Genomic DNA, 15,238 nt, shown 5'->3' with positions numbered 1-15,238 from the left:
CTGCCCGGGCCGGCATTGCTACACTGGCCCCATGAGCTTCTCCTTTCCGCCTCTCACCGGCACCAAGCCGGAACGCTATGCGCAGCTGCTGGAGCAGGCGCGCGCCCTGCTGCATGACGAATGCGACCGCATCGCCAACGCCGCCAACCTGTCGGCGCTGGTCTACCACGCGCTGCCCGACCTGAACTGGGTGGGCTTCTACTTCTTCGACGGCCGCGAGCTGGTGGTCGGCCCGTTTCAGGGCCTGCCGGCCTGCGTGCGCATCCCGCTGGACAAGGGCGTGTGCGGTGCCGCCGCGCGCACCCGCCAGACCCAGCGGGTGGACGACGTGAACGCCTTCCCCGGGCACATCGCCTGCGATTCCGCCAGCCGCTCCGAGCTGGTGGTGCCGCTGTACCGAGGCGACACCCTGCTCGGCGTATTCGACCTCGACAGCCCGCTGCCGGCGCGCTTCGACGGCGACGACCAGCGCGGGCTGGAGGCGATCGCCGCGGCCTATCTGGAATCGCTGGGGTGACCCTGAAGCTGCGCAACATCGGCCCGAAATCCGCGGCCTGGTTGCGCCAGGTGGGGTTGCGCACGCCCGAGGAACTGGCCGCGGTAGGCGCAGTGGGCGCCTACGTCAAGGTGCGCCGCGCCGGCTTCAAGCCCAGTTTGAACCTGCTGTACGCGCTGGAAGGCGCGCTGGCCGACTGCCACTGGCAGGACGTGCCTGACGTGCGCCGCGCGGAACTGGTGCAGGCCGCCGAAGCTGCCATCGCGCAGTTGCCGCCGCCGCGCGGGCGCCCCGCCGCCGCGCCGGTCACCACCACCCATCACGAGGCCGCGGGCATGGCGCCGGGGCTGGCCCTGTTCGACGACGAGCGCAGCCCCGCCGCCGCAGACGACTGACCGCTTGCGGCCGGTGCAGGCGCTACACTATGCGCGCTTGAGGTGACCCGCCGGTGCAGCCGGCAGGTTGAAACGGGAAGCCGGTGACGCGACGCGCGAGCGCCGCCAGTCCGGCGCTGCCCCCGCAACGGTAAGCGTGACGACGCCAGCATCGGCCACTGTGCATCCGCATGGGAAGGCGCTGGCGGGGAACATCTCCGCGATGTTCCGCGCGCAAGCCCGGAGACCGGCCCCAGGCATGTCTGGTGACGATGCGGAGGGCATCGCGCGGCCTGTGCGCGCCTTGCTGGCCGCCGTGTCCGTCGCGCTCCCCCGCATGGCCATCGCCCACCATCCCAGGGCGCGCGGGCGTGCGCGCCGGAGACTTCATCCATGCAATCCCGACTCCCGCACCACACTCTCGCCATCCTGCCCTTGGCGCTTGCCGCCGCACTGCCGCTGGCGGCGCGCGCCGACGAGGCCAAGACCCTCGACCGCGTGATCGTCACCGCCACCCGCACCCCGACCACGGTGGAGGCCTCGCTGGCGGCGGTGGAAGTGATCGACCGCGCGCAGATCGACGCCAGCGGCGCGCATTCCCTGCCCGAGCTGCTGCGGGGGCGCCCCGGCATCGACATCGTCAACCAGGGCGGGCTGGGCAAGCTGAGCACCCTGTTCCTGCGCGGCACCGAATCCGACCACACCCTGTTCCTGGTGGACGGCGTGCGCATCGGCTCGCCGACCTCCGGCCTGGCGGCGATTCAGGACATCCCGCTGGCGTTGATCGAGCGCATCGAGATCGTGCGCGGGCCGCGCTCCTCGCTGTATGGCGCGGACGCGATCGGCGGCGTGATCCAGATTTTCACCCGCCGCGACACGGCCCGCGGCACCCATGCGCGCGCGCGGATCGCGGCCGGCAGCCACGGCCTGCGCGAGGCCAGCGCCGGGCTGGACCTGCACGGCGCGCGCGGCGGCATCGGCGTGGACGTGGCGCACCAGCGCACCGACGGCATCAATGCCTGCACCGGGTATTTCGATCCGCTGACCTGGAACGGCGCGGGCTGCTTCATCGTGCCCGGCACCCACCTCGACCGCGACGGCTACCGCAACCACAGCGCCAGCCTGCGCGCGGACTTCGCGCCGGCCGACGGCTGGCAGCTGGATGCGCGCGCCTTCCGCGCCGACGGCCACAACGACTACGACGGCGATTACGTGGACAACTCCGACATCGTCCAGCAGGTGGTCGGCGGAAGCCTGCGCTGGACGCCGACCCGGGCGCTGCAGCTCAAACTCAGCGCCGGGCGCAATACCGACGATTCCCGCAACTACCTGGGCAAGGTGTTCAGCAACCGCTTCGCCACCCACCGCGACAGCGCCAGCCTGCAGGGCGATCTCACCCTGGCCCGGGGCCAGCGGCTGAGCGCGGGCCTGGACTGGTTGCGCGATGCCGCCAATGTCAGCGATCCGTGGGCGCCGTTCGCGCGCACCCGCGGCAACCGCGGCCTGTTCGCGCAGTACCAGGGCGACTCCGCCGTGACCGGCGGTCAGCAGCATCTGCAGCTGGCCCTGCGCCATGACGACAACGACCAGTTCGGCGGCCACACCACCGGCAACCTCGCCTGGGGCCGCGACCTCGGTGGCGGCTGGCGTATCACCGCCAGCCACGGCACCGCGTTCAAGGCGCCCACCTTCAACGAGCTGTACTACCCCGGCTTCAGCAACCCCCTGCTGCGTCCGGAAACCGCGCGCAGCAGCGAGCTGTCGCTGGCGCGCAGCGGCGCGGACTGGCGTCTGCAGGCCAACGCCTACCAGACCCGCATCCGCGATCTGATCGCCTACGACGCCGTGCTCGGCAAGCCCGCCAACATCGATTCCGCGCGCATCCGCGGGCTGGAGCTGACCGGGCAGGCGCAGTGGGGCGCATGGTCGGCGCGCGGCCAGCTCGGCTGGCTGCAGACCCGCAACGAGAGCCCCGGCAGCAACCACGGACACCTCCTGCCTCGCCGCGCGCCGCGCAGCGCGCGCCTGGATCTGGACCGCGAGGCCGGCGCGTGGAGCTTCGGCCTGAGCGGGATCGCGCAGGCCGCGCGCTGGGACGATGTGGCCAACGCCCTGCGCGTGGGCGGCTATGCGACGCTGGACGCACGCGTCACCCGCCGGCTCGCGCACGGCTGGACGCTGCAGGCGAACGTCAGCAACGCCCTGGACAAGCGCTACCAGACCAGCGCGTACTACCCGCAGCCGGGGCGCGAATACACCCTGAGCCTGCGCTGGCAGGACGAGTGAGCCACGCCATGCGGAGCCGGCCGGCACGCGGCCGGCTCCGCCCGCATTCCGCGCCACCGCCTCATTCCGTCGCGGCGGCGCTTCCTTCTTCAGCCAGCCGCCTGCAGGCGCGCAACAGGTCCAGGCATTCCGGCGGCGCCAGCGGCTTGAAGAACAGATAGCCCTGCGCCTGGTCGCAGCGCGCCGCGCGCAGGAAGGCGAACTGCTCCTGGGTTTCCACCCCTTCGCCCACCACCACCATTCCCAGGCTGTGCGCCAGCGCGATCACGGTGCGCACGATGGTGGCGCCATTGCCGTCGCGGGTGATGTCGGACACGAACGAGCGGTCAACCTTCAGGCAATGCAGCGGCAATGACTTCAGGTAGGCCAGCGAGGAATAGCCAGTGCCAAAGTCGTCGATGGCGACGCGCACGCCCAGCCGCTGCAGGTCGGTCAGCGCCACCGTGGCCGCGGCCAGATCGTCCATCAGCATCGACTCGGTGATCTCCAGCTCCAGATCGTGCGGCTGCAGCCCGGTCTCGCGCAGCGCGCGGCTGACTTCCTCGGCGATGTCACGCTGGCGGAACTGGCGCGCCGACAGGTTCACCGCCATGGTGCCGGCCGGCAACCCTTCAGCGCGCCACTGGCGCAGCTGGCGGCAGGCCTCGCGCAGCACCCAGTCACCGATCGGCAGGATCAGCCCGGTACGCTCGGCCACCGGGATGAACTCGTCCGGGCGCACCGTGCCCAGCTCCGCGCTATGCCAGCGCAGTAGCGCCTCCCAGCCGGCCAGACGGCCACTTTCGATTTCCCATTTCGGCTGGTAGTGCAAGGCCAGCTCGCCGCGCGCCAGCGCCTGGCCCAAGCCTGCCTCCAGCTGCGCCTCGCGCCGGAATGTCTGTTCCAGGGCTTCGTCATAGGCCACCACGCAGTTGCGCCCGGCCTGCTTGGCCCGGCGCAGGGCGAGGTCGGCATGCTTGACCAGCGCGCCCGCCGACAGCGGTGCGAGCGCATGCCCGGCCAGCCCGATGCTGGCGCCGATGCCGATGCGGTCCTCGCCCAGCTCGAACTCGCGCGCCAGCGCGACCAGCAAGGTCTCGGCGCACTGCCGCGCCGAGGCCAGCGTGGTCTCCGGCAGATACATCAGGAACTGGTCGCCGCTGAAGCGCGCCAGCTGCGCCGAGGCAGGCAGCACCTCGCGCAGGCGCGCGGCGATCGCCACCAGCAGGCGGTCGCCCTGGGCGTGGCCGAGGGTATCGTTGACGTTCTGGAAGTGGTCCAGGTCCAGCAGCAGCAACGCGCCCGGCCGGCGCCCGCCGCCCTCGCGCAGCACCTGCTCGAGGCCGGCCAGCGCGGCGCTGCGGTTGGGCAGGCCGGTCAGCGCATCGTGCGCCAGCATGTGCTGCATCTGCCGGAACGGCCGGCGCACGGCCTCCACATACACCGCGCGATACAGGTAGTAGTAGTAGGCGGCGAGTTTAAACACGTGCCCGAGCAGGTTGGGCGTGCTGGTGATGCGGACGTACAGGGTGAAATACAGCTCGCTGACCGCCATCAGCAGCAGCGCCAGCAGCAGGCTGGCGGTATCGCAACCCGTCACCTGGCGCCGGCGCAGCACCAGCACCAGCGCCGCCAGCAGATACAGCCCGCAGGCGCCCCACTCCAGCCAGATCTTGAGCGCGGTCAGGCCGACGCCGTCCACGTACATCGTCGCCAGCCGCTGCGGCGCAGTCAACGGCAGCCAGGCCAGCGCGAGGGCCAGGGCCAGCATCGCGCCGAACCAGGCGACGCGGCGCGCGCGCGAGGCCGGCGCCGGACGCTCCACGAACAGCACATAGGCCAGCAACCCCAGCGCCGCCAGATAGCGCGCCAGCAGCCACAGCAGGATGGTCTTCTGCGCCGAATTCGGGCCCGCCAGCTCCGGCATGCCGGCATAGGTCAGAAGGTGCAGCAGGTCCAGCACGCCGACCGCCAGGAACACGCCCCCCAGTTCCAGCGCGCGCCCCGAACGGTCGGTATCGGCCGCCGTGGCACCGGTGACGAACACCAGCACCGCCACCACCACGGCCAGGATCTCCAGCAGCGAATGCAGGGCCAGGAATTCTCCCTGCGGCACCACCCACTGGCGCCCTGTGAAAGCCTGCAAGCCAAGCAGCGCCAGGCCCAGCATCAGAAGCAGGCTCCCGACCACATGGCGCGCGGCAAGCTTGGGCATCGGCGATCCTCCTCGAACTGACATGCGCGAACGCTGGAACACGCGGCGCAGCAGCGGCCGCAGAGCACTGCATCGTAAACGCACCCAACGTGCGATACGCGCCCGGCTACAGCTGCCGCGCCAGCGCCGACACCCCGCCCCAGGCGATCTGGCCGCCGATGCACAGCAGGATGAAGGCCATCAACTGCTGCACCGCATTGATCGCACTTGGCGACAGCCGTTGCGCCAGCTTGGGCGCATAGCGATAGCACAGATACACCAGCAGGGCCTGCAGCAGGGCGGCGATGAAGATCGCCACGTGCGACAGCAGCGTCGTCATCGGCGCACCGTGGGTGACGTGCGCCGACAGCGTCAGCAGCACCACCATCGTGCCCGGGCCCACCGTCAGTGGGAAGGTGTAGGGATAAAACGCGCTGTCGAGGATCCGCTGCGCGTCTTCGTCCTTGACATGCTCGCTCTCCGCGCCCGTCGTCCGTCCGCCGGCCAGCGTGCGCCAGCCCATCGCCGCCAGGGTCAGGCCGCCGCCGACCTGCATCACCGGCAGCGAGATGCCGAAGAAATGCAGCAGCCACTGCCCGACCAGGATCACCGTCGCCACGTAGGCCAGCATCATCGTTGCCACTTTCGCGGCCAGGCTGCGATATACCTGCTCCGGCCGGTTTCCGATCATGCCGAGGATGATCAGCGCGGTGCCGAAGGGGTTGACCACCGGCATCAGCGCAGCGAACGCCGTCGGCACGATCGCCAGCGGCCCCAGCCAGTCCGGCAATGGCATGCTCACTCCACCGTCACCGACTTGGCCAGATTGCGCGGCTTGTCCACGTCGGTGCCGCGCGCCAGCGCAGTGTGGTAGGCCAGCAGCTGCACCGGGATCGCATGCACCACCGGCGAGAGCACGCCGACATGGCGCGGGGTGCGGATCACGTGCACGCCCTCGGACGCGCTGAAGCTGCTGTCGGCATCCGCGAACACGAACATCTCGCCGCCGCGCGCGCGCATCTTCCTGGATGTTGGACTTCACCTTCTCCAGCAGCGCGTCGTTCGGCGCGATCACCACCACCGGCATCTGGGTGTCCACCAGCGCCAGCGGGCCGTGCTTGAGCTCGCCGGCCGGATAGCCCTCGGCGTGGATGTAGGAGATTTCCTTGAGCTTGAGCGCGCCTTCCAGCGCGATCGGATAGTGCGTGCCGCGGCCGAGGAACAGCGCGTGCTGACGCGGCGCGAACACCGCCGCCCACGACGCGATCTGCGGCTCCAGGTTGAGCGCGTGCTGCACGCTGCCGGGCAGATGGCGCAACTCGTCCAGCAGCGCGGCCTCGCGCGCGGCATCCACCTGGCCGCGCTGCTTGCCCAGGGTCACCGCCAGCGCGAACAGCGCCACCAGCTGGGTGGTGAAGGCCTTGGTCGAGGCCACCCCGATCTCGGCGCCGGCGCGGGTGTAGAACACCAGCCGGCTGGCGCGGGGAATGGCCGACTCCGGCACGTTGCAGATCGACAGCGTCTTCGCATGCCCCTGCGCCTTGGCGTACTTCAGCGCCTCCAGCGTGTCCAGGGTTTCACCGGACTGCGAGATGGTAATGATCAGCTGCTTCGGGTTGCCCACCACCTTGCGGTAGCGGTACTCGCTGGCGATGTCCACCGCGCACGGGATACCGGCAAGATCTTCGATCCAGTAGCGCGCGGTCAGGCCGGCGTAATAGCTGGTGCCGCAGGCGATGATCTGCACCGATTCCACGTCGCGCAGCACCTCGGCCGCCTCCTTGCCCAGCAGCGCGGGGTCGAAACCGCCGGCGTCGAGCAGGCCTTCCACGGTGTCGCCGATCGCGCGCGGCTGCTCGTGGATCTCCTTCTGCATGAAGTGGCGGTAGGGGCCGAGTTCCAGCGAGGCCAGCGACACGTCGGAGACATGCACCTCGCGCTGAACCGGCGCATCACTGGCATCGAACACCTGCACGCCCGCGCAGGTGAGCTCGGCGGTGTCGCCTTCTTCCAGGAAGATCACCCGGCGCGTCGCAGACACGATGGCGGACACGTCCGAAGCCACGAAGTTCTCGCCCTCGCCCAAGCCCACCAGCAGCGGGCAGCCCATGCGCGCGGCCACCAGCGTGCCGGGGTCGCGCCTGTCCACCACCGCCAGCGCGTAGGCGCCATGCAGCTCCTTGACCGCGCGCTGCAGCGCGCCGAGTAGGCTGGCGCCCTGCGCGCGGTAGTGGTGGATCAGGTGCGCCACCACCTCGGTATCGGTCTGCGATTCGAATGTGTAGCCGAGCGCGCGCAGGCGTTCGCGCTGCGCTTCGTGGTTCTCGATGATGCCGTTGTGCACCAGCGCCAGCTCGCCGACGCTGATGTGCGGGTGCGCGTTGGACTCGGTGACGCCGCCGTGGGTGGCCCAGCGCGTGTGGCCGATGCCGATGTGGGCCTGCAGGCCTTCCGCCGCGGCCGCCGCCTCCATCTCGGAGACGCGTCCGGTGCGGCGCACGCGGCGCACCGCTTCGCCCACCACCACCGCGATCCCGGCGGAATCGTAGCCGCGGTATTCCAGCCGCTTCAGGCCGTCCACCAGCAGGGGCACCACGTCACGGTTGGCGATCGCACCGACGATTCCGCACATCAGGATTGCTCAGTTCCTTGAGGAACGCCCAGTTTAAGCCAAGCCTGCGGGCACCGGCCTGGGGTTGGCGCTGGCGCGCGAGATCGCCGAAGCCCACGGCGGGCGCATCGCCCTGCTCAACCGCGAAGGCGGCGGGCTGTGCGTGTCGCTGCTGCTGCCGGCCTGATGGCCTGAACCGCACGCCGCAGCGGACGCGCCCACGCCGTCAGCGCGGGGCCTTCTTCACTGGCCGCTGCCAGCCTTCGACCGTCACCTGCTTGGCTCGCGCCAGCGTCAGCTTGCCGGCCGGCGCATCCTTGCCGATCACCGAGCCGGCGCCGATGGTGGCCCCCTCGCCGATCGTGACCGGCGCGACCAGCGCGCTGTTGGAGCCGATGAAGGCGCGGTCCGCGATCGTGGTGGTGGACTTGTTGGCGCCGTCGTAATTGCAGGTGATGGTGCCGGCGCCGATGTTCACCCCGGCGCCGACCTGGGCATCTCCGAGATAGCTCAGATGGTTGGCCTTGCTGCCTTCACCGATGCGCGCGTTCTTGGTTTCCACGAAATTGCCCACGTGCACGCCGGCGGCCAGCACGCTGCCGGGGCGCAGGCGGGCATACGGGCCGATCTGCGCGGCCGGGCCGATCTGCGCGCCCTCGATGTCGCAATGGGCGCGGATCTCGCTGCCGGCGGCGATGTGCACGTCGCGCAGGCGGCAGAACGGGCCGATGTGCACGCCGTCGCCGAGCTCGACCTCCCCTTCCAGCACCACGTCCACGTCGAGCTCGACATCCTGGCCGACGCGCACCGTGCCGCGGATATCGATCCGCGCCGGATCCGCCACCCGCACGCCCTGCGCGCACAGCGCACGCACCTGACGGCGCTGGAAGGCGCGCTCCAGCTGCGCCAGCTGCCAGGGATCATTCGCCCCTTCCGTCTCCAGCGGATCCTCGACCACCACCACCTCGGCCGCAGTGAACTCACGCGCGGCCGCGGCGAACACGTCGGTCAGGTAGTACTCCCCCTGCGCATTGTCGTTGCGCAGGCCCTCCAGCCAGCGGCGCAGGGCATCGCCCCCGGCGGCGATCACGCCGGTATTCACCAGGCGGATGCGGCGCTGCTCGGGGTCGGCGTCCTTGTGCTCCACGATCGCCGCGACGTGGCCCTCGGAATCGCGCACGATCCGGCCGTAGCCGCTGGGATCGTGCAACTCCGCCGCCAGCACTGCCAGCGGCCGCTGCGACTGCAGCAGGCGGCGCAGGGTGTGCGCGGTGATCAGCGGCACGTCGCCGTACAACACCAGCACCCGCGCCCCGGCCGGAATCGCCGGCATCGCCTGCTGCACCGCATGCCCGGTGCCGAGCTGACGGGCCTGCTCGGCCCAGTGCAGGTCCGGCTGGTCGGCGAATGCCTCCCGCACCTGCGCGCCACCATGCCCATACACCAGATGCACCCCGGCCGGTTCCAGCGCCCGCGCGGCCTCGACCACGTGGGCCAGCATCGGACGCCCGGCGATCCGCTGCAGGACCTTCGGGACGGCCGAGTGCATGCGCTTGCCCTCGCCCGCGGCCAGGATCACGACGTGCAACGGGGCCTCCATGCTCGACTCCAGTGAGGTTGATCGTCCGCGGATTCTAGCGCGCCGGACCGCGGTTTCAGGCCGGCGCGCATTGGATGTCCGGCAGGCCGCTGATTCGTTTCCATTCACAGCCCCCGCTTCCCCGGTCGGTTTTTGGCTGCGCAAAGGAAAACCCCTCCCGGTGCGGGAGGGGTTTGGGGGATAAGGCCCTGGCGATGACCTACTCTTGCATGGTTTGGACCACACTACCATCGGCGCAGCTGTGTTTCACTTCCGAGTTCGGGATGGGATCGGGTGGGACCACAGCGCTGTTGTCACCAGGGAGAGGGTGGAGGGTCGCCGGCTGTTGCGGAGGGATCCGCATGCAGCAGCGCCACGCTCTCAAGGGGGGGAAGAAGAGTGACGAGCATTTGTCGCAAGCCGGCAACGTGCCGAGGCCAAGGGTTGCGGGTTTCAGGAAAGTCTGCACCGGACGTGCAGGCTTTTGCGCAGGGATGCGCATAAAACCGAAGCAACTTGAGGTGATATGGTCAAGCCACACGGATCATTAGTACAGGTAAGCTCAACGCATTGCTGCGCTTACACACCCTGCCTATCAACCACCTGGTCTTGATGGGTCCTTCAGGGGGCTTGTGCCCCGGGAGATCTCATCTTGAGGCGCGCTTCCCGCTTAGATGCTTTCAGCGGTTATCGCTTCCGAACATAGCTACCCGGCAGTGCCACTGGCGTGACAACCGGAACACCAGAGGTTCGTCCACTCCGGTCCTCTCGTACTAGGAGCAGCCCCTCTCAAATCTCCAACGCCCACGACAGATAGGGACCGAACTGTCTCACGACGTTCTGAACCCAGCTCGCGTACCACTTTAAATGGCGAACAGCCATACCCTTGGGACCGACTACAGCCCCAGGATGTGATGAGCCGACATCGAGGTGCCAAACACCGCCGTCGATATGAACTCTTGGGCGGTATCAGCCTGTTATCCCCGGAGTACCTTTTATCCGTTGAGCGATGGCCCTTCCATACAGAACCACCGGATCACTAAGTCCTACTTTCGTACCTGCTTGATCCGTCGATCTTGCAGTCAAGCACGCTTATGCCTTTGCACACAGTGCGCGATGTCCGACCGCGCTGAGCGTACCTTCGAGCTCCTCCGTTACACTTTGGGAGGAGACCGCCCCAGTCAAACTACCCACCATACACGGTCCCCGACCCGGATCACGGGCCCAGGTTAGAACGTCAAGCACATCAGGGTGGTATTTCAAGGTTGGCTCCACCGCAACTGGCGTCACGGCTTCACAGCCTCCCACCTATCCTACACAGACGAACTCAACGTTCAGTGTAAAGCTATAGTAAAGGTTCACGGGGTCTTTCCGTCTTGCCGCGGGAACGCTGCATCTTCACAGCGATTTCAATTTCACTGAGTCTCGGGTGGAGACAGCGCCGCTGTCGTTACGCCATTCGTGCAGGTCGGAACTTACCCGACAAGGAATTTCGCTACCTTAGGACCGTTATAGTTACGGCCGCCGTTTACCGGGGCTTCGATCAAGAGCTTCGCCTTGCGGCTGACCCCATCAATTAACCTTCCGGCACCGGGCAGGCGTCACACCCTATACGTCCACTTTCGTGTTTGCAGAGTGCTGTGTTTTTGATAAACAGTCGCAGCGGCCTGGTTTCTTCGGCCAACCTCAGCTATGAACCATGGTTGGCGCACCTTCTCCCGAAGTTACGGTGCTATTTTGCCTAGTTCCTTCACCCGAGTTCTCTCAAGCGCCTGAGAATTCTCATCCTGCCCACCTGTGTCGGTTTACGGTACGGTCTGCGTAAGCTGAAGCTTAGGAGCTTTTCCTGGAAGCGTGATATCAGCAGCTCTGTCCATGCGGACTCGTCCTTGGCCTCAACGTTGCGCTCCCGGATTTGCCTAAGAGCACCGCCTCAACCCTCTCACCGGGACAACCAACGCCCGGCCTGCCTAACCTTCTCCGTCCCTCCATCGCACTTACGCGAGGTGCTGGAATATTAACCAGCTTCCCATCGACTACGCTTTTCAGCCTCGCCTTAGGGGCCGACTCACCCTGCGTCGATTAACGTTGCGCAAGGAAACCTTGGGCTTTCGGCGTGCGGGCTTTTCACCCGCATTATCGTTACTCATGTCAGCATTCGCACTTCCGATACCTCCAGCAGACCTCTCGATCCACCTTCGCAGGCTTACGGAACGCTCCTCTACCGCGCATCCCAAAGGATGCACCCCAAGCTTCGGTTCAACGCTTAGCCCCGTTAAATCTTCCGCGCAGACCGACTCGACCAGTGAGCTATTACGCTTTCTTTAAAGGGTGGCTGCTTCTAAGCCAACCTCCTGGCTGTCTGTGCCTTTCCACATCGTTTTCCACTTAGCGCCGATTTGGGACCTTAGCTGTGGGTCTGGGTTGTTTCCCTTTTCACGACGGACGTTAGCACCCGCCGTGTGTCTCCCGTACAGTCCGTCCCGGTATTCGGAGTTTGCAATGGTTTGGTAAGTCGCGATGACCCCCTAGCCATAACAGTGCTCTACCCCCGAGAGGATACATACGAGGCGCTACCTAAATAGCTTTCGAGGAGAACCAGCTATCTCCGGGTTCGATTAGCTTTTCACTCCTAATCACACCTCATCCCCGACCTTTGCAACGGGCGTGGGTTCGGGCCTCCAGTACCTGTTACGGTACCTTCACCCTGGGCATGACTAGATCACCCGGTTTCGGGTCTACTGCCTGCGACTATGCGCCCTTATCAGACTCGGTTTCCCTTCGCCTCCCCTATCCGGTTAAGCTCGCCACAAACAGTAAGTCGCTGACCCATTATACAAAAGGTACGCCGTCACCCTTGCGGGCTCCGACTGCTTGTACGCACACGGTTTCAGGGTCTATTTCACTCCCTTCACCAGGGTTCTTTTCGCCTTTCCCTCACGGTACTGGTTCACTATCGGTCGGTCAGGAGTATTTAGCCTTGGAGGATGGTCCCCCCATGTTCAGACAGGGTTTCACGTGCCCCGCCCTACTCAATTTCATCGACCAGGCCCTTTCGCATACGGGGCTATCACCCGCTATGGCCACCCTTTCCAGAGTGTTTTGCTAGAACAAGATCGACTTTTGGGCTAGTCCGCGTTCGCTCGTCGCTACTGACGGAATCTCGGTTGATTTCTTTTCCTACGGTTACTTAGATATTTCAGTTCACCGCGTTCGCCTTGCATGGCTATGTATTCACCATGCAATACCCTTGCGGGTGGGTTTCCCCATTCGGACATCGCCGGATCAAAGCTCATTGCCAGCTCCCCGACGCTTTTCGCAGGCTGTCACGTCCTTCATCGCCTCTGACCGCCAAGGCATCCACCGTGTGCGCTTATTCGCTTGACCATATCACCCCAAGTTGCCTCGGAGCGACACGTACCCAGCGAATGGTACGACTATCACACTTGATAAAGATGGCGTCCGCCATCTCGCCTCAGCCTCGACACGTTGCAAGACTTGCGTCTCAAACGCTCGTTTGACTCTTCTTCCCGATTGTCAAAGAACATGACCGGGCCACACTGCCCAGCCATTTCAAAGTGTGTGTGCGCGTCATTCAGAGTGGTGGGTCTGGGAGGACTCGAACCACCGGCCTCACCCTTATCAGGGGTGCGCTCTAACCACCTGAGCTACAGACCCAGCTGTCTTTACCTTCAGTGGTGGAGCCTGTCGGGATCGAACCGACGACCCCCTGCTTGCAAAGCAGGTGCTCTCCCAGCTGAGCTAAGGCCCCGTGCCTCAACAGCGAGCGGGACACGCGATCCCTGTGGAATCACGCTCTCTGAATGCAGGTCACTTGTGCGGACGTCTGGCAATGCGTTGCCATGTCTCAAAAGGAGGTGATCCAGCCGCACCTTCCGATACGGCTACCTTGTTACGACTTCACCCCAGTCATCGGCCACACCGTGGCAAGCGCCCCCCTTGCGGTTAAGCTACCTGCTTCTGGTGCAACAAACTCCCATGGTGTGACGGGCGGTGTGTACAAGGCCCGGGAACGTATTCACCGCAGCAATGCTGATCTGCGATTACTAGCGATTCCGACTTCATGGAGTCGAGTTGCAGACTCCAATCCGGACTGGGATGGGGTTTCTGGGATTGGCTCCGCCTCGCGACTTCGCAGCCCTCTGTCCCCACCATTGTAGTACGTGTGTAGCCCTGGCCGTAAGGGCCATGATGACTTGACGTCATCCCCACCTTCCTCCGGCTTGTCGCCGGCGGTCTCCCCTAGAGTTCCCACCATCACGTGCTGGCAACTAAGGACAAGGGTTGCGCTCGTTGCGGGACTTAACCCAACATCTCACGACACGAGCTGACGACAGCCATGCAGCACCTGTGTCACGGTTCCCGAAGGCACACTCCCATCTCTGGAAGCTCCCGTGCATGTCAAGGCCAGGTAAGGTTCTGCGCGTTGCATCGAATTAAACCACATACTCCACCGCTTGTGCGGGCCCCCGTCAATTCCTTTGAGTTTCAGTCTTGCGACCGTACTCCCCAGGCGGCGAACTTAACGCGTTAGCTTCGATACTGAGTGCCAAGTTGCACCCAACATCCAGTTCGCATCGTTTAGGGCGTGGACTACCAGGGTATCTAATCCTGTTTGCTCCCCCACGCTTTCGTGCCTCAGTGTCAGTGCTGGTCCAGGGTGTCGCCTTCGCCACTGGTGTTCCTCCCGATCTCTACGCATTTCACTGCTACACCGGGAATTCCACACCCCTCTACCGCACTCGAGTCCGCCAGTTTCCAATGCCATTCCCAGGTTGAGCCCAGGGCTTTCACATCAGACTTAACAAACCACCTACGCACGCTTTACGCCCAGTAATTCCGAGTAACGCTTGCACCCTTCGTATTACCGCGGCTGCTGGCACGAAGTTAGCCGGTGCTTATTCTTCCGGTACCGTCAGAACACCAGGGTATTAACCCGGCGCTTTTCTTTCCGGACAAAAGAGCTTTACAACCCGAGGGCCTTCTTCACTCACGCGGCATGGCTGGATCAGGCTTGCGCCCATTGTCCAATATTCCCTACTGCTGCCTCCCGTAGGAGTCTGGACCGTGTCTCAGTTCCAGTGTGGCTGATCATCCTCTCAGACCAGCTACGGATCGTCGCCTTGGTGGGCCGTTACCCCGCCAACTAGCTAATCCGACGTGGGCTCATCCAATCGCGCCAGGCCCGAAGGTCCCCGGCTTTCCCCCGAAGGGCGCATGCGGTATTAGCGTAAGTTTCCCTACGTTATCCCCCCACGACTGGGCAGATTCCCACGTATTCCTCACCCGTCCGCCACTCGCCACCCATGGAGCAAGCTCCACCGTGCTGCCGTTCGACTTGCATGTATTAGGCCTGCCGCCAGCGTTCACTCTGAGCCAGGATCAAACTCTTCACTTAAAGTCTTCGAGGACGAATCCTCGCATGCTTCGAAATGCAGAGCCGCCCAACTCCATTACTCGCTGTACGTGTACTTGCGTACGAATACTTTGAAATTGATGGTGTTGATCGAACGTCTGCAATGGACAACCGTCCACTCCCAGACGCCCGCACAAGTCACCTGCGCACACTGTCAAAGATCGCAAGGATCGGCCTCAGCGCCTTTCCCTCCACCCCGTCCGCCGTAGCGGCCGAGTGAGCCGCCCATCATACAGGGGTTCCGACTGCTGTCAACACCCCGCAACGAACTTTTTACCGCCC

General features: G+C 65.5%; 6 protein-coding genes, 2 tRNA genes, 3 rRNA genes, 2 pseudogenes and 1 riboswitch. Of the genes and pseudogenes, 4 read left to right on the top strand and 9 right to left on the bottom strand.

All coding sequences use genetic code 11. The annotated features are described in order from the left end of the window. Positions 1-31: 31 nt before the first annotated feature. From LJB71_RS02970 to LJB71_RS02960, 3 genes are all read left to right on the top strand, one after another. The gene (locus LJB71_RS02970) at positions 32-517 is read left to right on the top strand and encodes a GAF domain-containing protein (protein ID WP_259303026.1); all 486 of its coding nucleotides are present in this window, start codon (positions 32-34) and stop codon (positions 515-517) included. Further along, the gene (locus LJB71_RS02965) at positions 514-891 is read left to right on the top strand and encodes a TfoX/Sxy family protein (protein ID WP_259303025.1); all 378 of its coding nucleotides are present in this window, start codon (positions 514-516) and stop codon (positions 889-891) included. The genes LJB71_RS02970 and LJB71_RS02965 overlap by 4 nt, the downstream gene beginning before the upstream one ends. A gap of 23 nt (positions 892-914) precedes the next feature. Next, positions 915-1,141: riboswitch (cobalamin riboswitch) on the top strand. Positions 1,142-1,263: 122 nt separating this feature from the next. Next, on the top strand, positions 1,264-3,156 hold the full coding sequence (locus tag LJB71_RS02960; protein ID WP_259303024.1) for a TonB-dependent receptor: 1,893 nt from the start codon (positions 1,264-1,266) through the stop codon (positions 3,154-3,156). A 61-nt stretch (positions 3,157-3,217) separates the two neighbouring features. Here LJB71_RS02960 and LJB71_RS02955 read toward each other — a convergent pair whose 3' ends face one another. From LJB71_RS02955 to glmS, 3 genes and pseudogenes are all read right to left on the bottom strand, one after another. Next, entirely contained in the window at positions 3,218-5,350 is a 2,133-nt protein-coding gene (locus LJB71_RS02955) for an EAL domain-containing protein (RefSeq protein ID WP_259303023.1), read from the bottom strand. 106 nt (positions 5,351-5,456) lie between these two features. Further along, positions 5,457-6,125 carry a MarC family protein gene (locus LJB71_RS02950; RefSeq protein WP_259303022.1) on the bottom strand — a complete coding sequence of 223 codons (669 nt, stop codon included), beginning with the start codon at positions 6,123-6,125 and terminating at the stop codon, positions 5,457-5,459. 2 nt (positions 6,126-6,127) lie between these two features. After that, positions 6,128-7,961: pseudogene (gene glmS / locus LJB71_RS02945) on the bottom strand (glutamine--fructose-6-phosphate transaminase (isomerizing)). A 49-nt stretch (positions 7,962-8,010) separates the two neighbouring features. On the opposite strand from glmS, the pseudogene LJB71_RS14485 reads away from it, so the two are divergent. Then, a pseudogene (locus tag LJB71_RS14485) lies at positions 8,011-8,127 on the top strand (ATP-binding protein); the annotation flags it as partial. Positions 8,128-8,166: 39 nt separating this feature from the next. Here the strand turns inward: LJB71_RS14485 and glmU are convergent. The 6 genes from glmU to LJB71_RS02915 form a co-directional block, all read right to left on the bottom strand. Next, the gene (glmU, locus tag LJB71_RS02940; RefSeq protein ID WP_259303021.1) at positions 8,167-9,540 is read right to left on the bottom strand and encodes a bifunctional UDP-N-acetylglucosamine diphosphorylase/glucosamine-1-phosphate N-acetyltransferase GlmU; all 1,374 of its coding nucleotides are present in this window, start codon (positions 9,538-9,540) and stop codon (positions 8,167-8,169) included. 186 nt (positions 9,541-9,726) lie between these two features. Beyond that, positions 9,727-9,841: ribosomal RNA gene (gene rrf, locus LJB71_RS02935) — 5S ribosomal RNA — on the bottom strand. Positions 9,842-10,045: 204 nt separating this feature from the next. Continuing rightward, positions 10,046-12,906, bottom strand: a 23S ribosomal RNA gene (locus LJB71_RS02930). Between the two features lie 214 nt (positions 12,907-13,120). Continuing rightward, a tRNA-Ile gene (locus tag LJB71_RS02925) sits at positions 13,121-13,197 on the bottom strand. Between the two features lie 18 nt (positions 13,198-13,215). Continuing rightward, positions 13,216-13,291: transfer RNA gene (locus LJB71_RS02920), tRNA-Ala, on the bottom strand. Positions 13,292-13,390: 99 nt separating this feature from the next. Next, positions 13,391-14,938, bottom strand: a 16S ribosomal RNA gene (locus LJB71_RS02915). Together the 16S, 23S and 5S rRNA genes with 2 tRNA genes alongside form the textbook arrangement of a ribosomal RNA operon. Positions 14,939-15,238 lie beyond the last annotated feature (300 nt).

The organism is Thermomonas sp. S9 (assembly GCF_024704365.1).
In the GTDB taxonomy this organism is placed as follows: domain Bacteria; phylum Pseudomonadota; class Gammaproteobacteria; order Xanthomonadales; family Xanthomonadaceae; genus Thermomonas.
Note: the sequence above shows the minus strand (reverse complement) of the source record. Positions and strands in the feature narration are given on the sequence as shown.